15 protein-coding genes are annotated in these 20,729 nt (G+C 68.6%); 5 read left to right on the top strand and 10 right to left on the bottom strand.

The window, feature by feature from the left end:
* Positions 1–240: 240 nt before the first annotated feature.
* Positions 241–1,515, bottom strand: coding sequence for a flagella assembly cyclic-di-GMP phosphodiesterase TipF (gene tipF, locus AC1RJ9_RS12645; RefSeq protein WP_492837231.1), 1,275 nt, complete (start codon positions 1,513–1,515; stop codon positions 241–243).
* Between the two features lie 292 nt (positions 1,516–1,807).
* Here tipF and AC1RJ9_RS12640 point away from each other — a divergent pair, with 292 nt between their 5' ends.
* Together AC1RJ9_RS12640 and feoB are read left to right on the top strand one after the other, a co-directional pair.
* On the top strand, positions 1,808–2,125 hold the full coding sequence (locus tag AC1RJ9_RS12640) for a FeoA family protein (RefSeq protein WP_492837230.1): 318 nt from the start codon (positions 1,808–1,810) through the stop codon (positions 2,123–2,125).
* A 21-nt stretch (positions 2,126–2,146) separates the two neighbouring features.
* On the top strand, positions 2,147–4,048 hold the full coding sequence (gene feoB, locus AC1RJ9_RS12635; RefSeq protein WP_492837229.1) for a ferrous iron transport protein B: 1,902 nt from the start codon (positions 2,147–2,149) through the stop codon (positions 4,046–4,048).
* Positions 4,049–4,054: 6 nt separating this feature from the next.
* Here feoB and AC1RJ9_RS12630 read toward each other — a convergent pair whose 3' ends face one another.
* From AC1RJ9_RS12630 to AC1RJ9_RS12620, 3 genes are all read right to left on the bottom strand, one after another.
* Entirely contained in the window at positions 4,055–5,080 is a 1,026-nt protein-coding gene (locus AC1RJ9_RS12630; RefSeq protein WP_492837228.1) for an AraC-like ligand-binding domain-containing protein, read from the bottom strand.
* Positions 5,081–5,350: 270 nt separating this feature from the next.
* Positions 5,351–6,229 (bottom strand): 3-hydroxybutyryl-CoA dehydrogenase, encoded by an 879-nt coding sequence (locus AC1RJ9_RS12625; protein WP_492837227.1) that lies wholly within the window; start codon positions 6,227–6,229, stop codon positions 5,351–5,353.
* 138 nt (positions 6,230–6,367) lie between these two features.
* Positions 6,368–7,432: a lysine-2,3-aminomutase-like protein gene (locus AC1RJ9_RS12620; RefSeq protein WP_492837226.1), complete on the bottom strand. Its 1,065-nt coding sequence runs from the start codon at positions 7,430–7,432 to the stop codon at positions 6,368–6,370.
* 97 nt (positions 7,433–7,529) lie between these two features.
* On the opposite strand from AC1RJ9_RS12620, the gene AC1RJ9_RS12615 reads away from it, so the two are divergent.
* On the top strand, positions 7,530–8,921 hold the full coding sequence (locus AC1RJ9_RS12615; protein WP_492837225.1) for a hypothetical protein: 1,392 nt from the start codon (positions 7,530–7,532) through the stop codon (positions 8,919–8,921).
* On the opposite strand, the gene epmA is transcribed toward AC1RJ9_RS12615, so the two are convergent.
* Positions 8,918–9,979 carry an EF-P lysine aminoacylase EpmA gene (epmA, locus tag AC1RJ9_RS12610; RefSeq protein WP_492837224.1) on the bottom strand — a complete coding sequence of 354 codons (1,062 nt, stop codon included), beginning with the start codon at positions 9,977–9,979 and terminating at the stop codon, positions 8,918–8,920. The genes AC1RJ9_RS12615 and epmA overlap by 4 nt on opposite strands.
* A 119-nt stretch (positions 9,980–10,098) precedes the next feature.
* Between epmA and efp the strand changes: the two genes are divergently transcribed.
* Complete coding sequence (efp, locus tag AC1RJ9_RS12605; protein WP_492837223.1) at positions 10,099–10,665, top strand: elongation factor P; 567 nt, start codon at positions 10,099–10,101, stop codon at positions 10,663–10,665.
* 134 nt (positions 10,666–10,799) lie between these two features.
* On the opposite strand, the gene AC1RJ9_RS12600 is transcribed toward efp, so the two are convergent.
* Both AC1RJ9_RS12600 and AC1RJ9_RS12595 read right to left on the bottom strand, forming a co-directional pair.
* Positions 10,800–14,822, bottom strand: coding sequence for an ice nucleation protein (locus tag AC1RJ9_RS12600; protein WP_492837222.1), 4,023 nt, complete (start codon positions 14,820–14,822; stop codon positions 10,800–10,802).
* A gap of 87 nt (positions 14,823–14,909) precedes the next feature.
* Positions 14,910–15,830: a LysR family transcriptional regulator gene (locus AC1RJ9_RS12595; protein WP_492837221.1), complete on the bottom strand. Its 921-nt coding sequence runs from the start codon at positions 15,828–15,830 to the stop codon at positions 14,910–14,912.
* A 93-nt stretch (positions 15,831–15,923) separates the two neighbouring features.
* Between AC1RJ9_RS12595 and AC1RJ9_RS12590 the strand changes: the two genes are divergently transcribed.
* On the top strand, positions 15,924–16,937 hold the full coding sequence (locus AC1RJ9_RS12590; RefSeq protein WP_492837220.1) for an NAD(P)H-binding protein: 1,014 nt from the start codon (positions 15,924–15,926) through the stop codon (positions 16,935–16,937).
* Here AC1RJ9_RS12590 and AC1RJ9_RS12585 read toward each other — a convergent pair.
* The 3 genes from AC1RJ9_RS12585 to AC1RJ9_RS12575 form a co-directional block, all read right to left on the bottom strand.
* The gene (locus tag AC1RJ9_RS12585; RefSeq protein ID WP_492837219.1) at positions 16,934–18,640 is read right to left on the bottom strand and encodes an ATP-binding protein; all 1,707 of its coding nucleotides are present in this window, start codon (positions 18,638–18,640) and stop codon (positions 16,934–16,936) included. The two genes, AC1RJ9_RS12590 and AC1RJ9_RS12585, sit on opposite strands and share 4 nt — an antisense overlap.
* 201 nt (positions 18,641–18,841) lie before the next feature.
* Positions 18,842–19,783: an electron transfer flavoprotein subunit alpha/FixB family protein gene (locus AC1RJ9_RS12580; protein ID WP_492837218.1), complete on the bottom strand. Its 942-nt coding sequence runs from the start codon at positions 19,781–19,783 to the stop codon at positions 18,842–18,844.
* Entirely contained in the window at positions 19,783–20,529 is a 747-nt protein-coding gene (locus AC1RJ9_RS12575; RefSeq protein ID WP_492837217.1) for an electron transfer flavoprotein subunit beta/FixA family protein, read from the bottom strand. Before AC1RJ9_RS12575 ends, AC1RJ9_RS12580 begins: the two co-directional genes overlap by 1 nt.
* Positions 20,530–20,729: the final 200 nt, after the last annotated feature.

The raw sequence follows: 20,729 nt of genomic DNA, 5'->3' as shown, positions 1-20,729 counted from the left end.
CAAACCTCCCGTCTCAGAAGGTTTGAATCAGCCCCGCCACTTTTTGGGAATCCCGTTTATGGGTCTGTGGCCTAGTGTCCCGATTCCGAAGTTCGCAAGCGTTTGTGGCAAGCTCCGACGAACTTCGGAATCGATAAGGACACTAGTAAGTTTATGTTTCTAGTGTGCTTTTTTGGATTTGAAGTTCGCTCAGAGCCTGATCCAAGTACGGGCGAACTTCAAATCCAGCACACTAGGGGCCTACCAGCCGACGGCGCGACGGCGCAGGGCGCCACGGATGAAGTCCTGCGGCGGTTCGGCCTCGGCCAGCACCGCGTCGCGGATGGCGCGCGGTTCGCCGAACAGGTGGCCCTGGCCGTAGCCGATGTCCAAGTCGAGGATGTCGACGATCTGCTTCTCGGCCTCGACCTTCTCGACGATGACCTCGATGCCATAGCGGCGGGTCAGGGCGGCGAAGTCGGCGGCGTTCAGGTCGGGCAGCGAGGCGATGACCAGCTTGCCGTCCTGCTCTTCCAGCTGGTCCAGCATCATCTGGGCGCCGACCTTCAGGTAACGGACGTCGGCGCGGGCCAGATCCTGGAAGTCCAGGTCCAGGTCGCTGACCTTGTCGAGGCTGAAGCTGAAGCCCAGGCCGGCCAGACGGGCCATGTGACGGGCCTCGACCGGACCCCGGCGATCGAACGCCGCCTGGCCCAGCTCGAAGATCACCGCGCCGGCCAGGTCCTTGTTGGCCTGCATGAATTCGAGGAACTGCGGGAAGAAGCTCTCGTCGCCCAGGCTGGCCAGCGAGATGTTGCAGAAGATGCCGACCTTGCGGTCCTGCTTGGCCAGGCGACGGACGATCTGCACGCAGCGGAACAGCAGCAGGTTGTCGATGGCCGTCATCAGGCCTTCGGGCTCGGCCACGGCCAGGTACTCGGCCGGCATCATCACGCGGCCGGTCTCGTCGCGCAGGCGCGAGAAGCTTTCGTAGAAGACGGTGCGGCGCTGGGGCAGGCTGACGATCGGCTGCAGGTAGAGGTCGACGCGGTTCTCGGCCAGGGCGTCCTGCACGACCTGAAGCATGTGACTGGCCTGCGGCGCGCGCTCGCGGCCCAGATTGTGGCTACGGGCCGAGGCGGCGGCGACCTGGTGGCTGAGCTGGTGCTCCAGCCGGTCGTTCATCTGTCCGATCAGGTCTTCCAGCTGATGGACCTCGGTCGACAGCTCTTCCGTACGGCGCTGGGCGTCGGCGGCGACCGATTCCACGAGATCCGACACGCGGGCGTCGACCTTCTCGATCTGGTCCAGCAGGATGGCGTGAGCCTCGCGCACGGTGTCGATGTCGCCGCGCAGGGCGGCGGCCAGGAACGTCTGGCCCAGCAGGCCGTGGAAGGCGAAACACAGGCCCAGCGCGCCGATGAACGCCGAGACGCCGACAGCCGGGGTCGCGCCCATCCTCCAGAGGAAGAGGGAGACGATCAGAGCCAGACAAAGATAAGCCCCCGTCAGGAGCCCCAGCATCAGCCTACGCATCACTCGCCCACACGAATCGTAAGACGTAATCAGACCGGCCCACGGTCGAAGAGTCGAATCTATTAACGACCCTGCGCCATTCGGTCCCAAAGCCCGCTAGCCTGCCCGGATCGGATGTTTCATCCGAGCCGGATAAGCAGGCGAGCTCTTCTCGGTTACGGATCTTCCGACCGCCGAACCGCAAACTTCGGCGGAAGACCCTTAAGGACGATCATAACCCAAGACGCGCGGATCGCTGAATCGACATTGGTCTCTTCGACTGATAATCGTTCGCAATCTAATCGGAGCCATTATGTCCGAAGCGTTCGCGTTGTCCCCTCAATTCAACCCAGCCGATACTCTCGACGTGCGTCCCCTGGCCACGGCCGGGCGGGGCGATCGCGGGGTGATCGTCAAGGTCGCCGGCGTGTCCGGCGCGGCCGAGTCCGTGGCGGCGGAGGAGCTTGAGCGACGCCTGCTGGAGATGGGCTTCGTCGAGGGCGCGGCCATTGAGGTGCTGCACGAGGGCCTGTTCGGCCGCGACCCGATCGCTGTGCGCGTCGACGACACCCGGGTGGCCCTGCGCCGCCGCGAAGCCGGCGCCGTCACCGTGAAATTCGACGGACTCTAGACCTTGGCCCTAGACACCTCCTTGAGCCAGGATCCTGGCGCGGCTGTTTCCGACGCCGCCGCCGAGCCCGCCCTGGTCGCCCTGGTCGGCAACCCCAACTCCGGCAAGACCGCGCTGTTCAACGCCCTGACCGGCAGCCGCCAGAAGGTGGCCAACTATGCCGGCGTCACGGTCGAGCGGAAGGAAGGCGTGCTGACCACGCCCTCCGGCCGACAGATGCGCGTGCTCGACCTGCCCGGCACCTATTCCCTGCGGGCCCGCAGCCCGGACGAGGTCGTCACCCGCGACGCGGTGATCGGCAAGCTGGAGGGCGAACTGGCTCCCGAGGTGCTGATCTGCGTGGCCGACGCCACCAACCTGCGCCTCGTTCTGCGCCTGGCTCTCGAACTGAAGCAGGTGGGTCGGCCGTTCGTGCTGGCCCTCAATATGTACGACATCGCCCAACGCCAGGGCTTGCGTATCGACCTGGAGCGCCTGTCCCGGGAACTGGGCGCGCCGATCGTCACCACGGTGGCGACCCGCAAGCGCGGCCTGCCCGAGCTCCTGGAAAAGGTCGAGGGCCTGGTCGCGGCCCGCAAGGTCGAGACCGAGAACGTCTGGCACGAGCCGGCCGCCGGGGAGATCCGCGCCGCTCACGCCGAGGCCCAGCGCATCTTCAAGGCCTGCGTGAAGCCGCCCGAGCGTCCGGACACCGTCACCGGCAAGATCGACGACGTGCTGCTGCACCCCGTCGCCGGCGTCCTGATCCTGATGACCCTGCTGTTCGTGATGTTCCAGGCGGTGTTCACCTGGGCCACGCCGGTCATGGACGGTATCGATGGGGCCTTCGCGGCCATCGCCGGCTGGACCAGCGCCCACCTGCCGGCGGGCCTGGTGACCAGTTTCATCTCCGACGGCCTGATCGCCGGCGTCGGCAGTGTGCTGGTGTTCCTGCCGCAGATCCTGATCCTGTTCTTCTTCATCCTGCTGCTGGAAGACAGCGGCTACATGGCCCGCGCGGCCTTCCTGATGGACAAGATCATGGGCGGGGCGGGCCTGCATGGCCGGGCGTTCATCCCGCTGCTGTCCAGTTTCGCCTGCGCCATTCCCGGCATCATGTCGACGCGGGTGATCGACAACAAGGAAGACCGGCTGACCACCATCCTGGTCGCCCCGCTGATGACCTGCTCGGCGCGGATCCCGGTCTACACCCTGATCATCGGCGCCTTCATTCCCAAGCAGACCGTCTGGGGCGTGCTGTCGCTGCAAGGCCTGGTCATGTTCGGCCTCTATGCCGGCGGCATCGTCAGCGCCCTGCTGGTCTCGTTCGTCATCCGTCGCGTGTTCTGGCGCGGCGCGGTCGAGCCCTTCATGATGGAGCTGCCGACCTATCGCTGGCCCGAGCCGCGCAACGTGCTGATGAACCTGTGGACCCGCGCCCGGATCTTCATGAGCCGCGCCGGCCGGATCATCCTGCCGCTGATGGTGCTGGTCTGGGTCCTGTCGACCTTCCCCTATCCGCCGGAAGGCGCGACGGGGCCGGCCATCGACTACAGCTTCGCCGGTCGCATCGGTAACTTCATCGCGCCCGTCATGGCCCCGATCGGCTTCAACTGGCAGATGACGGTGGCCCTGATCCCGGGCTTCGCGGCCCGCGAGGTCGCGGTGGCGGCGCTGGGCACGGTCTATGCGGTGGGCGGCGACGGCGACGCGGCCGCCACGACCCTGGGCTCGCTGCTGTCCCACCAGTGGTCGCTGGCCAGCGCCCTGTCGTTCCTGGCCTGGTACGTCTTCGCTCCGCAGTGCGCGGCGACCCTGGGCGTGGTCAAGCGCGAGACCAACGGGTGGACCTGGCCGACGGTGATGTTCGTCTACATGACCAGCCTGGCCTATCTGGCCTCGTTCGTGACCTACCACGTCGCCGTGGCGATGGGCGCGGGCTGAGGTCTGCTACAGGCCCTTTAGCCAGACGAAGACATCGTCGGGCCGCTCCTGGGCCGACAGGCCCTCCTGGCGCGCCGCCTCGCCCAGCTTGCGCAGTCGGCCGGGCGTGACGCCGAACCGGGCCCGGAAGGCGCGGCTGAAGTGGGCGTCCGACCGGAAGCCATGGCGATAGGCGACCTCGGCCAGCGTCATCTGCTCGGCGCGATCCTGAAGGATCACGTCGAAGGCCTGGTCCAGCCGCCGCCGCTGGATGAAGGCGCTGACGCCGCCGGCGGGTTCGAACACCTTGTAGAGCTGGCTACGGGACACGCCCAGGTGCTCCCGCACCGTCTCCGGCGACAGGTCGGGATCGTCCAGCCGCTGCTCGACGAACTGCTGGCCAGCGATCAGCAGCACCTTCTCCAGCGGCCGCGGATCGGCGCCCATCGGTTCACCGCAGGCGAGTATCGCGCCGCTCACCAAGGCGGTCGTGGCCTTGGCGGCCATCGGCGTTTCAGCCGGCGTCATCGTCTCGATGGATTCCCACAGGGCGCGCAGATGCGAGGCCAGCATCCTCCCCGCCGGGGTGGCCTCCGAAACCACCCGGCCGTGGAAGTCGAGGCCGGCGGCCCGCGGGTCCAGCAGGCTGCGTGGCATCATGAGGTAAAGCGTGACGTAGGGGCTCTGGATCGTCGAGCGGTAGGGCCGCGCCATGTCCACCAGCCGGATCGCGCCCATGTCGCTGCTGGCCTCGCGGCCATCATAGTCGGCGCGCCAGACGTTCTTCCCCAGATCCAGCACGGCCATGACGGTGTCCGTCGCGTCGGCCATGATGTGGGTGAGCTTGCGCTCGAACCGCTGGGGAACGCCGACGCATCGCGCGAAGACGACATGGCCAAGCTGGTAGCCTTCCAGCCGGTTGTGGAAGTCGGCCTCGGGCGACAGCAGGGTGATGTCGAACAGATGCGCGCAGGCCTTGCGGTACAGTTCGACGGCGTCGGGCTGCTCGCGGGCGTCCAGCACCCATAGATCCCGACTCAGACGCTCATTCACGCAAAGGCCTCGACGAACGGCCGAGACTCATCCCGGCGAAAATCCCAGAGCAATAGAATGTGGACCGTCGGTCAATGACAGAGCCACGACGCCGCGCGAGAACGAGGGGCATGTCGCGCGCCGGTGGGGTACAGGCGCGCCATGCCCAGAGCCTCCTCCTTCGCGGAACCTAGGAGGCGGTGGGGCGGTTCGTCGGCGCGCATACTGATCGCGCCGACGAAACGCTGGACCCTGTAGGGTCAAGCCTTGGCGGGTTTGGCCTTGGTGGCCCTAGCGGGTCGGAACCGGGACTTCGCCGCGATAGTCGTAGAAGCCGCGACCGGTCTTCTTGCCCAGCCAGCCGGCCTCGACATACTTCACCAGCAGCGGGCAGGGGCGGTACTTGCTGTCCGCCAGGCCTTCGTGGAGCACGTTCATGATGCTCAGCACGGTGTCCAGGCCGATGAAGTCGCCCAGTTCCAGCGGGCCCATCGGATGGTTGGCGCCCAGCTTCATCGCCGTGTCGATGGCGTCCACCGTGCCGACCCCTTCATACAGGGTGTAGATCGCCTCATTGATCATCGGCACCAGCACGCGGTTGACGATGAAGGCGGGGAAGTCCTCGGCGTTGCTGGTGATCTTGCCCAGCGACTTGGCGAAGGCCACGGCCGTCTCGTAGGTCGGCACGTCGGTGGCGATGCCGCGGATGATCTCCACCAGCTTCATCAGCGGCACCGGATTCATGAAGTGCAGGCCGATGAAGCGCTCGGGACGATCCGTGGCCGAGGCCAGGCGCGTGATCGAGATCGACGAGGTGTTCGAGGCCAGCAGCGTGTCGGGCTTCAGATGCGGCTGCAGGCTGCGGAAGATCGACTTCTTGACCTCCTCGTTCTCGGTGGCCGCCTCGATGGCCAGGTCGGTCGCGCCGATGGCCTCCAGGTTCTCGGCCGCCGAGATGCGGGCCAGGGCCGACTTCATCGCGGCGTCGTCGATGATGCCGCGGCCGACCTGACGGGCCATGTTCTTCTCGATCAGGGCCAGACCGGCGTCGATCCGCTCGCGCGAGACGTCATGGAGACGCACATCGTAGCCGGCGAGGGCGGCGACATGGGCGATGCCGGACCCCATCTGGCCGGCGCCGATGACGCCGACCGTCTTGATTTCACTCATAAAAGCCAAGCCTTCGCTTGAATTAGCGCCGGACCTGCGTGTCCGCGCCCTGGATGTGCCGACTTTTCTAGCACGAGAAACCGTGGCGCCGCCAAGGCTTTGCTGCGATGCAACGTGAGCTTGGTTGTCAGGCGGAGATCACGCCGTGGGCGGATAGGCGCGGACCGCGCCGTTCGGGTCCTCGACCGCGTCCCCTCCGGGTCCATGCGTGACATGGTTCGGTCCGACCGGGACCTTGCCGTGGCCGCCGGGGATGTCGAGGACATAGGTCGGCTGGGCCAGGCCCGAGACCGTTCCGCGCAGGGCTTTCATGATCGCCTGACCCTCGGCCAGCGTCGTGCGCAGGTGGGCGGTGCCCGGAGCGTGGTCACCATGGTGCAGGTAGTAGGGGCGGATCCGCGTCTCGACGAAGGCCCGCATCAGCTCGGCCAGCACCTCGGCGTCGTCGTTGACGCCTCGCAGCAGCACCGTCTGACTGACCATCGGAATCCCGGCGTCGACGATCCGGGCGCAGGCGGCGCGGGCGGCCGGGGTCAGCTCGCGGACATGGTTGGCGTGCAGGGCGACATAGACGGTCTTGGTGGTGCGCTTGAGGACCGCGACCAGATCATCGGTGACGGCCTCGGGATCGACGGCCGGGACGCGGGTGTGGAAGCGGACGATCCTGACGTGGGGGATCGCCTCCAGCCGGTCCATCAGGTCGGCCAGGCGGCGGGGCGACAGCACGAAGGGGTCGCCGCCCGTGATGATGACCTCCCAGATCTCCGGCCTTGAGGCGATATAGGCGAAGGCGGCGTCCAACTGGGCCGGGGTCAGGTTCGCCAGGCCCTCGGGGCCGACCATCTCGCGGCGGAAGCAGAACCGGCAATAGACCGCGCAGGTGTGGGTCGGCTTCAGCAGCACCCGGTCGCGATAGCGGTGGACGATCCCCTCGACGGGGCTGTGGACGGCATCACCGATCGGGTCGCCGTCCTCGCCGGGGCTGGCGACCAGTTCCTCGGGCGAGGGGATGAATTGGCGGGCGATCGGGTCGTCGGCGTCGGCGGGATCGATCAGCTCGGCCATGGCCGGGGTGATCGCCACGGCATAGCGCGCCGCCACCGCCTCCAGCGCCGGCAGGCGCTCGGACGGGACCAGTCCGGCCTCGGTCAGGGACCGGACGTCGCGGAGGGTTTTCCCCGGGGGCGAAAAGGGGGGCGGCATGAGGCGCGGGGATATGCGGGATTTCCCGGCCGGAGGCAAATTACGGGTCTGTTCAACTCTGGCCCTTAACCCTGTTTCGGAAGGGGAGAGGACCATCGTGACCCAGGAACGCAACATCGTCCCGCTCGCGGCGGCCCTGGTCATGGCGATGGTCTTCCTGTTCCTGCCCCAGGTGCTGAACGACGGCGACACCTACTGGCACATGGCCACGGGCGAATGGATCCTGGCTCACGGCCGCGTCCCCGACCACGACGTCTTCTCCTACACCCAGGCCGGCCGGCCGTGGGTGGCGCACGAGTGGCTGTCCGAGACGCTGATGGCCCTGGCCGCGCGGCTGGCCGGCTGGGCCGGGGTGACGGCGCTGTTCGCGATCGCCGTCGGCGGGGCGGCCTGGATGCTGGTCCGCCGGCTGTCCTTGCAACTGGGCGGCCTGACCCTGATCACGACGACCGTGCTGGCCCTGGCCTGCATGAGCGGCAGCCTGCTGGCGCGACCGCACCTGTTCATGCTGCCGATGTTGATCGCCTGGACGATCGAGATGCTGACGGCCCGCGACGAACATCGGGCGCCGCGCCTTCGGTTCGCCCTGCTGATGATCCTGTGGGCCAATCTGCACGGCAGCTGGGTGTTTGGCCTGGTGGTCGCCGGGGCCTTCGGGCTGGAGGCGCTGGCCGAGCCGAACGCCGACAAGCTGAAGGTGCTGCGCGGCTGGGGCCTCTTCGGTTTGGCCAGCCTGGTCTGCGCCGCGATCACCCCCCACGGGCCGGCGGCGCTGCTGTTCCCGTTCCAGGTGACCAGCATGGCGGTGCTGCCGCACATCACCGAGTGGCGGGCCGAGGACTTCTCGCACCTCTCGCCCTTCGCGATGGCGCTGCTGGCGACCCTGTTCGTCTGCCTGGGCCGTGGCGTGAAGGTCCCCACCTTCCGGCTTCTGCTGTTGCTGGCTCTGCTGTTGATGAGCTTGCAGCACATCCGCCATCAACTGGTCCTGGCCGCCGTCGCGCCGCTGCTGCTGGCCGGGCCGTTGGCCGAAGCGCTGGGCCATGAGCCGGCCAAGCCCAAGCCCTCACGGACTTTGCTGGCCGGCTTCGGCGTGGCCTGTATCCTGCTGCTGGGCGTGCGTCTGGCCTGGCCGCTGCAACGGGTCGACGGCCTCAACAGCCCGGTCACGGCCCTGGACAGCGTGCCCGCCGAGTTGCGGAGTCAACCGGTGCTCAACGGCTACGGCCTGGGCGGCTACCTGATCTACAAGGGCGTGAAGCCCTTCATCGACGGCCGCGCCGACATGTATGGCGACGCGTTCAGCGCGCGCTATTTCACAGCCGTCGAGCCCGACTCTGTCGCCCTGCGCAAGCTGCTGGCCGACTACCGCGTGGCCTGGACGATCTTCACGCCGGACGATCCGGTGGTGGCGCTGCTGGACAAGGATCCGGCCTGGCGTCGGATCCATGCGGACCCCTATGCGGTGGTCCACCGGCGGGTGAACTAGGCTTCCGCCACCGGCGTCCAGATCACGTCCTCGATCCGCCGGGCGCCCGTGGCCAGGAGGACCAGGCGGTCGAAGCCGAGCGCTGACCCCGACGCTTCGGGCATGTGCTCCAGGGCGGCCAGGAAGTCCTCGTCGAGCGGATAGCGCTCGCCGTAGATGCGGGCCTTCTCGTCCATCTCGATCATGAACCGGCGGCGCTGCTCGGCCGGGTCGGTGAGCTCGCCGAACGCGTTGGCCAGCTCGACCCCGCAGGCATAGAGCTCGAACCGCTCGGCCACCCGCGGGTCGGCGTCCTTGGGACGGGCCAGGGCCGCTTCCGAGATCGGATATTCGCACAGCACCGTGGCGCGGCCTTCGCCCAGGCGAGGCTCGACCTTCTCGACGATGACGCGGCTGAAGACGTCGGCCCAGCCGTCGTCATCGGCCACCCGGATCCCGGCGGCGCGGGCGGCGGCGGCCAGGGCGTCCCGGTCGGTCGAGCCATCGGCGGCGACGCTGGCCAGAAGATCGACGCCGGCGTGGCGGTCGAAGGCCTCGGCCACCGACAGCCGCTCGGGCTCGGCGAAGGGATCGCAGGCCATGCCCCGGAAGTCGAAGCGCTTCGCGCCCGCCGTCTCGGCCGCCAGGGCCAGCAAGGTCGCGCAATCGTCCATCAGGGTCTGGTAGGGCGCGCCGGCCCGATACCACTCCAGCATGGTGAATTCCGGATGATGCAGCGGCCCGCGCTCCCGGTTGCGCCACACCTTGCCCAGGCTGAAGATCTTCTCCTCGCCCGCCGCCAGCAGCTTCTTGCAGGCGAATTCCGGCGAGGTGTGCAGGTAGAGCGGGCTGGCCTCGCCCGCGATCGTCAGGGCTTGCGTGGCGAAGGCGTGCAGATGCGCCTCGTTGCCAGGGGACATCTGCAGGGCGGCGGCCTCCACCTCCTCGAACCCTTCGGTCTCGAACCAGGCGCGGAACGCCTTGGTGATCCGGTTGCGGGCCAGCAGGAACGGACGGCGGTCGGCGTGGACGTCGCTGCGCCACCAGGTGGCGCCTGGGGGGGAAGAGCTCTGGGACAAGGACAGAAACCGAAGAAGCTGGAGATTTCGCCCCGTTCGCTATAGGAGGGCGGGCACGGATCAATAGCATGATCGCGCCCGCGGCCTCGCGCGCGCTTTCTACCGAGGACGAAATTTAAGTGAAGGTCGCAGCCAGCTCGCTCCGCAAAGGCGCCGTCGTCGACATGGACGGCAAGCTCTACGTCGTCCTGACGGTCGACAACATCCACCCCGGCAAGGGCACCCCGGTGACCCAGCTGAACATGCGCCGCATCTCGGACGGCGTGAAGGTTTCGGAACGCTACCGCACGACCGAGCAGGTCGAGCGCGCCTTCGTCGACCAGCGTGACCACACCTTCCTGTACCAGGATGGCGACGGCTATCACTTCATGAACCCGGAAAGCTTCGACCAGGTCGTGGCCACCGAGGACGTGATCGGCGACGCCGCGCCGTACCTGCAGGAGAACATGACGGTCCAGCTGTCGACCCACAACGACGTGCCGATCGCCATCGAACTGCCGCGCACCATGATCCTCGAGATCGTCGACACCGAACCGTCGGTGAAGGGGCAGACCGCTTCGTCGTCCTACAAGCCGGCCCTGCTGAGCAACGGCGTCAAGACGACCGTCCCGCCGTACATCACGGTCGGCACCCGCGTCGTGATCCTGACGGAAGACAATTCGTATCAGGAACGCGCCAAGGACTAAGCGTCCTTCGGAGGCTTGAGACGCGAAAGGCCCGACGGGAAACCGCCGGGCCTTTTTGTTTGCGGGCTTCGGCCGGGCGGATCCGTCTCATAGGCCCAGGGGAGCGGCCTCCCGGGGCGTCCCGGTCGCTCAAGCTAGAGGCCGATGGCCTCCAGCTGCGCGACGCTCATGGCGTCCAGCTGGGCCGCGGTGAGCTTGTTGACCTGGGCGCGCGACAGGCCGCTCAGTTGGTTGGGACTGAAGGCGGCGATCTGCTCGCCGGTGAAGCCCGAGATCTGGCTGGGCATGATCTGGCCGATCTGCGCGCCGGTGAGGCTGCGGATCGCCACGGCCGGCAGCTGGCCGACCTGGGTGGTGGTCAGGGCCCCGAGCTGCGCGCCGGACAGCCGCGCCAGGCCCTCGGCTCCGAACGCCGTCAGCTGCTCTCCCGAGAAGCCGCGCACCTGGGTCGCCGACAGGCTGCCGAACTGTTCGTTGCTCATGCCGTTCACCGCCGCCAGCGACAGCGCGCTGATCTGGCTGTTGGTCAGGGCCGCGACCTGGGTGCGGTTGAGCTCGCCAATGTCGGCGGGCGTGAGGCCGCGCACCTGCACGGGTGTCAGCGCCGAGATCTGGCCGGCCGAGAGCGCCGCCACCTGGGTGACGTTCAGGGCCGAGATGTCGGCGGCCGAGAAGCCTTCCAGCTGGCCGGCGCCCAGGGCGCCGATCTGGCTGGCGGTGAACTCGCCGATGTCGGCGCTGCTGAACCGCTCGATCTGGCTGGTCGTCAGGCCGCGCACCTGGGCGGTGGTCAGGCGGGCGAACTGGGTGGCGTCCAGGGCCGAGAGAATGTCGCCGCTGACCGCGCCGATCTGGGTCCCGGACAGCACGGCCACCTGGGTGGTGCTCAGCGCTCCGAAGGCGGTGGCGTCGAGGCTGGCCACCTGGGTCGTCGACAGGCCCGTGATCTGGCTGGTGGTCAGGCTGGTCAGGCGCGAGGTCCCGAGGGCCGCGAAGGCCGTGGGCGACAGGGCGCCCAGCTGGGTCGGGTTCAGGTTGGCCACCTCGGTCGAGGTGAGGTTGGCGATGAACGTGCCGGACAGGCCCGCCATCTGGGTGGCGCTGAGCGTGGGCAGCCGGCCCTTGAAGACGCTATCGGGCAGCACCGCCAGCTGGGTGGGCGACAGGCCGGCGAACTGGGCGGCCGTGAGGTCCGCGATGGCGGTGGTCGACAGGCCGCCGATATTGGTCGTCGACAGCGCGCCCAGTTGCGAGGGGGTCAGGCCGTCGACCTGGGTCGCGGACAGCTCGGCGAAGTCGGTGGTCGACAGGCTGGCGATCTGGGTGGTGCTCAGGCTCTGCACCTGCGCCGCCGACAGGCGGGCGACCTGGGTGGCGGTCAGGGCGGAGAAGGCCGTCGGCGTCAGGGCCGAAAGGAACGCGCTCGAGAGGCTGCCGACCTGGGTGACGGCCAGGGCGGACAGCTGGTCGCCGGTCATGGATCCGGCCTGGGTGGTCGACAGGCCGGCCAACTGGGCGGAGGTGAACCCCGCCACCTGGGTGGCGCTCAACGCCGGCAGGGCGTCGCTGGCCAGGGCCCCGACCTGGATCGAGCTGAGCGCCGCCAGCTGGGTCGCCGACAGCCCGCCAACCTGGGTCGATTGCAGGGCCGAGATCTGCGACGGGACGAGCGCGCGGACCTGGGCGGTGCTCAGGGCGGCCAGTTGCTCCGGCTTGAGGGCCGCCACGTCGGTGGCCGAGAGGCCGCCCAACTGCGACGCGGCGATCGCGCCCACCTGGGTCGTGCTCAGCTCGCCCATGTCCTCGGGCGTCAGGCCGCGCAGCTGGGCGGCGTTCAAACCGCCGATCTGGGTGGTCGTCAGGGCCGCGACTCGGGCGGCGTCCAGCGCCGAGAAGGCGGTCGCCGACAGGCCGCCGATCTGGGCGGGGCTCAGCGCGGTGAGGCGCGCGGTCTCGATCGCCGCCACCGCCGTGCTGGTCAGGCCGGCCAATTGGCTGGCGCGCAGGCCGGTCCACTGGGTGGTGTTGAGATAGGTGAGGTCGGTCGCGTCCAGGCCGCTCAGCTGGGTGGCGGTGAGACCCTGCACCTGGGTGACCGCCAGGCCCGCCCACTGGGTGGCGTTGAGATTGCCGATCGTCTCCGGCGACAGGGCGCCCAGCTGCATGCCGGTCAGGGCCGCGATCTGGGTGGGGGCCAGAACGCCAAACATCGTCGTGGCGAAGCCCTTCAGCTGCGTCGATGTCAGGCCGCGCAACTGAGAGGCGGTCAGCTGCCGCAGGCTTTCGGGGCTCAGGCGGCCCAGATTGGTCACCGACAGCGCGCCGAGCTGACTGGCGTTGAGGCTGCCCAGCTGGGTGGCGCTCAGGTTCGTGGCGATGTCGGACGGCAGGCCAGCCATCTGTTCGGTGGTGAGGCCGCGAAGCTGGCCGGCGCCCAGGGCCGCGATCTGGGCGGCGCTGAGGCTGTCCAGCGCCGCGGTCGACATCTTGCTGATCTGGGTGCTGCCCAGCAGGCTCACGGCCGTGGTCGACAGGTGCGGAACCAGGACGCCCACCTGGGTCCCGGTCAGGGCGCCGATCTGGGCGCTGTTCAACTCGTCGACATCGTCGTCGGTCAGGCCCTTCAGCTGGGTGGTCGTCAGGCCGCGCATCTGCACGACGTTGAGCCGGGCCGTCTGGGTCGCGTCCAGGGCCGACAGCGACTCGGGCGTCAGGCCGCCGATCTGCGTGGCGCTCAGCGCGGCCACCTCGGTGGCGGTCAGCCGGCCGATGTCGGTGGGCGTCAGCACCTTCATCTGCGTGGCCGTGACCCCCTTCAGCTGCAGGCTGGTGAGCGAGGCGACGCCGCGCAGCGTCGCGAACTGGGTCCCCGACAGGGCGCCGATCTGTTCGAAGGTCAGGGCCCCGACCTGCTCGGTCGTCAGGGCGGCCAGGTCGCTGGTCGACAGGGCCTTCACCTGCAGCGGCAACAGGGCCTTGATCTGGGTGGGCGTGAACGCGGCGAAGTCCTCGTCCGACATCCCCGCCAGCCGCTCTGGCGGGAGCTCGCGGATCTGGGCGGCGGTGAAGGCCTTCAGCTGGGCGCGGGTGAACTCGTTGAAGTCGTCGCCGTTCAAGCCCTTCAACTGATCGGGCCGCAGGCGGGCGATCTGACTGGCGCTGAGCGCGGCCACATGGGTGGCGTCGAGGCTGGAGAAGGCGGTGACCGACAGCCCACCGATCGCCACCGGGTCCATGGCGGCCAGCAGTTCCGGTCTGATGGCGTCGACCGCCGTCACCGACAGGCCGCCCGTGTGGTTGCCGGACAGCCCGGCGATCTGGGTCGGCGTCAGCTGGTTGAGGAAATCGGCGCCGGCGCGGCCGATCTCGACGGCGGGTAGGCTGCGGATCTGGGTCGGCTTCAGCGCGGCGATCCGCTCGGGACCCAGGGCCTTCAACTGGCTGGCGCTGAGGGCCGACATCTGTAGGGCGCTGGCGCCGGCCCACTGTTCGGGGGTCGTCAGAGCGATGGCGTCGGCGCCCAGGCCCTTGAGGGTCGACGCCGACAGGCCGGCGAATTGGGCGGGACTGAGCACCCCGACCTGATCGGCCGACAGGCCGGCGAACTGGGTCTGGGTCAGGCCGCCGATCTGGGCGGCGGTGAGGGCCGACAGCTGCTGGTTGCTGAACTCGCGGATGTCGGATGCGGGCAGCTGTCGCAGCTGGGTCGGGGTCAGGGACCGCACCTGGGCCAGGGACAGGCTCTGGACCTGGTCGCGCGACAGGGCCGAGACCGCCGACGACGACAGGGCGACGATCTGGGTCAGGGCCAGGCTGTCCAGGGTGGTGGTGCTGAGCTGCGCGATCGTCGTGCCCGACAGGGCCTGCACCTGGACGGCGTTCAGCAGCTTCAGCTGATCGGCGCTGAAGGCCACGGCCGACGACAGGCGCGGCAGCTGGGCGGTGGTCAGGGCCGACAGCTGGGTCTTGTTGAACCTGGCGAACTGCTCGGCGGTCAGGCCGCTGATCGCCGTGGCCGAGATCGCCGCGACCTGGGCCTTGGTCAGCTTGGCGAATTCGGACGGCGGCGCCTCGGCCAGCGCCGCGGCGCTCAGCGTGGCGATGCGGGCGGCGGGCAGGCTGGACAGGGCCGAGGTATCGGAAACGCCGGCGACCATCTCTACTCCACCCACTCCGCGCGCCAGAGGCGCCGCCAGCACGATCGCACGAATCGCAAATCCACTTTAGGTGGAAATTCGTACAGTTTAAACTATATTTCCAATTCGCGCGTAGCGGGTCAAGCCTTCGACCAGGGCGTCGAAGACCAGGCGGACCCGGCGAACGTCCTTCAGGTCCTCATGGGTGACCACGAAGGTCTCCAGGTCGATGGCGAACAGATCGGCCATTACACGCTCCAGCATCGGATCGCGCGCGGCCAGGCCGACCTGGCAGATGCCCAGCCCCAGGCCGGCGCGGATCGCCGCCAGCTGGGCCAGGTCGTTGTCGGTGCGGAAGGAAAAGTCCTCGACCCGCAGGTCGAGACCCAGGCCCATGGCCTTGACCGCCCGCACGCCGATCGTCTCGCTCTCGTAGCCGATCAGCGGCATGCGGCGAGCGTCTTCCATCGTCGTCGGCCGGCCCCAGGCGTCCAGCACGCGCTTGTGGGCGAACATGCCGAGGCTGATATTGCCGATCCGCTTGGCGACCAGGGCCTCTTGAGTCGGCCGCACCATCCGTACGGCGATGTCGGCCTCGCGGCGCAGCAGGTCCTCGCTGCGGTTGGTCAGGGCCAGCTCGAAGACCAGGCCTGGATGGGTCTCGCGCAGCTCCGCCAGCATCGCCGGCAGCACCTCCATGCCGACTACCTCACTGGCGGTGATCCGCACCACGCCCGAGGCCGCCCCCGCCTCGGCCGAGGCGGCGCGGGCCAGGGAGGCGGCGGCCAGCGCCATGGCCCGGGCGTGCTGCGCCAGGTCCTTGCCCAGCGCCGTCGGCGTCAGGCCCGAGGGCGAGCGGGTGAAGAGGGCCACGCCCAGCTGGGCCTCCAGGTCCTCGATCCGTCGCCGCACCGTGGGCTGAGCCGCGCCTAGCTGGCGGGCGGCGGCCGACAGGCTGCCGGTGTCGATCACGGCCAGGAAGGCGCGCTGGCGCTCCCAGTCTACGGCGATGGGCGGCTCGAGGCTCATTCATTTTTGATAAGCCAATCAATCATTCTTAGCAATTTCTATCGAGGTATGCGCGGCGCATCTTCCGGTCATCGACTTTCACGGAGACCCCCGATGACCCCCTCCAACCGCATCGCTCTCGTCCTCGGCGCCAATGGCGGCGTGGGCGGAGAGACCGCCGCCGCCCTTGTCCGCCACGGCTGGACCATCCGCGCCCTGGTCCGCGACCTGGCCAAGACCGCCCGTCCGGGCTTCGACTACATCCAGGGCGACGCCCTCGACCGCGCCGCCGTGGTCGCCGCCGCGAAAGGCGCGTCGATCATCGTCCACGCCGTCAATCCGCCCGGCTATCGCGGCTGGAAGAAGCTCGTCCTGCCGATGATCGACAACAGCATCGCCGCCGCCCGCGTCAGCGGCGCGCGGATCCTGCTGCCGGGCACGATCTACAACTACGATCCCGCCGCCCACGCGCTGATCGACGAGACCACGCCGCAGCGCGCCTTCACCCGCAAGGGCAAGATCCGCGTCCAGATGGAGGCGCGCCTGGAAGCGGCCGCCGCCCCAGGGAGCGAAAATGGCGGGGTGCGCTCGTTGATCCTGCGGGCCGGCGACTATTTCGGGCCGCGCTCGACGACGAACAGCTGGTTCGCCTCGGGCCTGGTCACGCCCGGCAAGCCGGTGAAGACTATCCTCTATCCCGGTGACAAGGGTGTCGGTCACGCCTGGGCCTATCTGCCCGACGTCGGCGAGGCCTTCGCGCGGCTGGCCGATCGCGAGGCCGAGCTGCCGGCCTTCGCCCGCTTCCACTTCGACGGGGTCTGGGACGCCGACGGGACCGCCATGGTCCGCGCCATCGCCCGCGCCGCCGGCGACGAACGCCCGAACGTCCGCCGCCTGCCCTGGGGGCTGCTGTCCTTGGCCGCGCCGTTCAACGAAACCCTGCGCGAACTCCTCGAGATGAGGCCGTTCTGGCGCGAACCTGTCCGCCTCGACAACCGCCGCCTCGTCGCCTTCCTCGGCGAGGAGCCGCGCACCTCGCTGGACGTGGCCGTGGCGGCGACCATGCGCGGCCTGGACGTGCCGGTGGTGGAGCAGGGCGCGCCGTCGCGGCTGGCGCGGGTCGCCTAGGCCCGCGCGAGCCGCCGGTCGAACTGTCCGATGGTCGAGACCAGGGTCGCCATCTCGATCGGCTTCTCGATGAAGGCGTTCATGCCGGCCGAGAGGGCTTCGGAGCGCTCGTCGTCCATGACGCCGGCTGTCAGGCAGATGATCGGCAGTCGCTCCCAGCGGGGCTCGGCGCGGATGCGGCGGGTGGCTTCCAGCCCGCCCATCCTGGGCATGTTGAAGTCGATCAGCACGATGTCGAAGTCGGCCTTGCCCAAGGCGTCGATCGCGGCCTGGCCGTCGCCGGCCTCGACGATCACGCAGCCCAGAGGAGCCAGCATCATGCCGATGACCTTGCGATTGACCGGATAGTCGTCGACGACCAGCAGCCGCAACGGCGGCCCCGCGGGCGGCCCGCCGTGCTCGACCACGGCGGCGGGCGGGTCGCACAGGAAGGTCAGGACGAAGGTCGAGCCCTTGCCGACTTCGCTTCGGGCCGTGACCGCGCCGCCCATCATCTGCGCCAGGCGGCGCGTTATGTTCAGGCCCAGGCCCGTGCCGCCCGTGCGTCGCGCCGTGGTCGGATCGGCCTGGACAAAGGGCATGAACAGCCGCTCCAGCACCTCGGGGCGGATGCCGACGCCCGTGTCGGAGACGGTGATCTTCACCCTTAGGCGACCCACCTCGGGCGCGGGCGCGCAGCCGACCCGCACCAGGATTTGTCCGAAGGGTGTGAACTTCACGGCGTTGGAGATCAGGTTGGTCAGGCACTGGCGCACCCGCAGCGGGTCGAAAGTCAGGGCCGCGGGCACGGCGTCGTCGACCTGCAGGATGATGCTCGAACCCTTCTCGCGGGCCTGCGACTGGTTCAGTCGCACCACGCGGTCGGCCAACTGGGCCAGGTCGCCGACGATCGGAGCGATCTCCAGCTTGCCGGCCTCGATCTTGGCGAAGTCCAGCACGTCGTTGAGAAGGGCCAGCAGGGTGCGGCCGGACTCTTCCAGCAGTTCCACCTGCTCGCGCTCGCCGGGCTCCAGAGGCTCCAGCTTCAGGGCCTGGGAGAGGCCGAGCATGCCGTTCAGCGGGGTGCGCAACTCGTGGCTCATCAGGGCCAGGAACTCGGACTTGGCCTGGCTGGCGATCTCGGCCCGAGCCTTGGCCTCCTCAAGAGCGCGACCGTTGCGCATGCTGGTCAGGGAGGCCTGGGCGGTGTAGGCGGTCAGCATCAGCGCGGCGAGGAACAGCACCAGCCGCTGGCCCGGCGGGAACGGGTTGAAGACCGCGGTCAGGGCCAGCAGCAGCAGGGCCGCGCCGCCGCCGACGATCAGCAGCAGGAGCTTGGATCGCGCCGTGAACGCCTGGGCGTGGACCAGCAGGGCCGACAGCAGGCACACAGCCGCCAGGCGCATGACCTCCTGGTCCAGGGTCCACAGCAGAACGACCAGCGCCCACCAGACCAGGTTCATCCAGACGACGGCCGCGACATAGGCCTGGCGCTGTCGGGCGGTGGTCGTCTGGTCGGCGCGCTGGGGTTTGCTGGCGACCCAGACCGCGGCCTCGGCGCTGGCGAAGGCCAGGCCCCAAAGCAGACCTGCAAGCGGATCGACGAACAGAGCGTAGCACGTCGCGCTAAGCGCCCCGATGGCCAAGCGCAGGCCCAGCGTCGGCAGGCTGCGCACCGTGACCGTGGTGACGCCTTCATCGACCCATTTCGACCAGCCCGGCACGATCGTTTCTCCTCGCTGCCCGCGCCCCTCGGATACGGTCAAGCTTTCGCACCCGGTCGCGGCGTGACGCAACAGACGACGCCGGGGGCGGGAACCGAGATCGGGTGTTTCGCTCAGCGGGCCCCGCATCACTGCCCAATAAGAAAGGCCCGGAGTCTCCTCCGGGCCTTTCCGCTATTCTTGAGCCCGTGGAGGCTGGGCTTACTTGCCCGCCGCCGTCAGGGCGTCCATCAGTTCCGGGACGGCCGTCTTGTAGTCGGCGACCAGGCCAAAGTCGGCCACCTGGAAGATCGGCGCGTCGGCGTCCTTGTTGATCGCGACGATCACCTTGGAGTCCTTCATGCCGGCCAGGTGCTGGATGGCGCCCGAGATGCCGATGGCGACATAGAGCTGCGGGGCCACGACCTTGCCGGTCTGGCCGACCTGGTAGTCGTTCGGGGCGTAGCCGGCGTCGACGGCCGCGCGCGAGGCGCCGACGGCGGCGCCTAGCTTGTCGGCCAACGGCTCGATCACGCGCTGGAACTCCTCGGCCGAACCCATGGCGCGACCGCCCGAGACGACGATCTTGGCCGCGGCCAGTTCCGGACGGTCCGACTTGACCATCTCTTCGCTGACGAAGCGGGTCTTGGCCGCATCGGCGCCGCCAACCGTTTCGACCGAGGCGCTGCCGCCTTCCGCCGCCGCCGCGAAGGCGGTCGGACGGACGGTGATGACCTTCTTGGCGTCCGACGACTGGACGGTCTCCAGCGCGTTGCCGGCGTAGATCGGGCGCGTGAAGGTGTCGGCCGAGACGACCTCGACGATGTCCGAGATCGGGGCCACGTCCAGCTTGGCCGCGACGCGCGGGGCGAAGTTCTTGCCGCCCGAGGTGGCCGGAACCAGGATCGCGTCATAATTGCCGGCCAGCGCCAGGACGGCGTCGGCCTGGGCTTCGGCGATGCCGTGACCGAGGGCGTCGCTCTCGGCCAGCAGCACCTTGCGGACGCCGGCGATCTTGGCCGCTTGGTCGGCCACGCCCTTGGCGCCCTTGCCCAGGACCAGGACGTCGACGTCGCCCGAGATCTTCAGGGCGGCGGTGACGGTCTTGTGGGTGGCGTCGCGCAGGTGCGCGTTGTCGTTATCGGCGACGACGAGAACAGCCATTACAGCACCCCCGCGGTGTTAAGCTTGGAAACCAGATCGGCGGCGGTCTCGACCTTGATGCCGGCCGAGCGCTTGGCCGGCTCGGCGACCTTGATCACCTTCAGGCGCGGCGCGATGTCGACGCCGTAGTCGGCGACCGTCTTGCTGACGATCTCCTTCTTCTTGGCCTTCATGATGTTGGGCAGAGACGCATAGCGCGGCTCGTTCAGGCGAAGGTCGGCGGTGATGATCGCCGGCAGGTCGACGTCGAGGACCTGCAGGCCGCCGTCGACTTCGCGGGTGACCTTGGCGGTCGAGCCCGAGACTTCCACCGCCGAGGCGTAGGTCGCCTGCGGCCAGCCCAGCAGGGCCGACAGCATCTGGCCGACGGCGTTGTTGTCGCCGTCGATCGCCTGCTTGCCCATCAGGACCAGGTTGGGGTTCTCTTCAGCCACGACGGCCGCCAGCAGCTTGGCCACGGCCAGCGGCTCGGGATCGGCGTCGGTGGTGATCAGAATTCCGCGGTCGCCGCCCATGGCCAGGGCCGTGCGGATCGTCTCCTGGGCTTGCGCCGGACCGATGCTGACGATGACGACCTCGGTCGCCACGCCCTTCTCCTTGAGACGCACGGCTTCTTCGACCGCGATCTCGCAGAAGGGATTCATCGACATCTTGACGTTCGCAAGGTCGACACCGGTCTGGTCCGCCTTTACGCGGGCCTTGACGTTGTAATCGATAACCCGTTTGACCGGGACTAGGACCTTCATCGGTTTCCACCGCCTCCAGGCTGCTTTTTATCCTGCTTGGCCTCCGACTTACCGTTTCGGCGCCGCAATGCAAGTTTCCCTTTGCGTAAGCGTAATGCATTAGGTCGCGCAGGGTTCAAACGGTTGTACGATTTCCGGCGCTTCGCTGCCCGATGACGCCGCCGCCGCCAATTCCCTTACGCGCGGAAAGACGGTAAGGG

This window comes from Caulobacter sp. GW822-FHT07D08 (assembly GCF_058798735.1).
Note: the sequence above shows the minus strand (reverse complement) of the source record. Positions and strands in the feature narration are given on the sequence as shown.

Excerpts from the sequence above, each read along its gene's own strand:
- tipF (WP_492837231.1), bottom strand. The coding sequence starts at position 1,515 with ATGCGTAGGCTGATGCTGGGGCTCCTGACGGGGGCTTATCTTTGTCTG.
- AC1RJ9_RS12640 (WP_492837230.1), top strand. The coding sequence starts at position 1,808 with ATGTCCGAAGCGTTCGCGTTGTCCCCTCAATTCAACCCAGCCGATACT.
- AC1RJ9_RS12625 (WP_492837227.1), bottom strand. The coding sequence starts at position 6,229 with ATGAGTGAAATCAAGACGGTCGGCGTCATCGGCGCCGGCCAGATGGGG.
- AC1RJ9_RS12620 (WP_492837226.1), bottom strand. The coding sequence starts at position 7,432 with ATGCCGCCCCCCTTTTCGCCCCCGGGGAAAACCCTCCGCGACGTCCGG.
- AC1RJ9_RS12600 (WP_492837222.1), bottom strand. The coding sequence starts at position 14,822 with ATGGTCGCCGGCGTTTCCGATACCTCGGCCCTGTCCAGCCTGCCCGCC.
- AC1RJ9_RS12595 (WP_492837221.1), bottom strand. The coding sequence starts at position 15,830 with ATGAGCCTCGAGCCGCCCATCGCCGTAGACTGGGAGCGCCAGCGCGCC.
- AC1RJ9_RS12590 (WP_492837220.1), top strand. The coding sequence starts at position 15,924 with ATGACCCCCTCCAACCGCATCGCTCTCGTCCTCGGCGCCAATGGCGGC.
- AC1RJ9_RS12580 (WP_492837218.1), bottom strand. The coding sequence starts at position 19,783 with ATGGCTGTTCTCGTCGTCGCCGATAACGACAACGCGCACCTGCGCGAC.
- AC1RJ9_RS12575 (WP_492837217.1), bottom strand. The coding sequence starts at position 20,529 with ATGAAGGTCCTAGTCCCGGTCAAACGGGTTATCGATTACAACGTCAAG.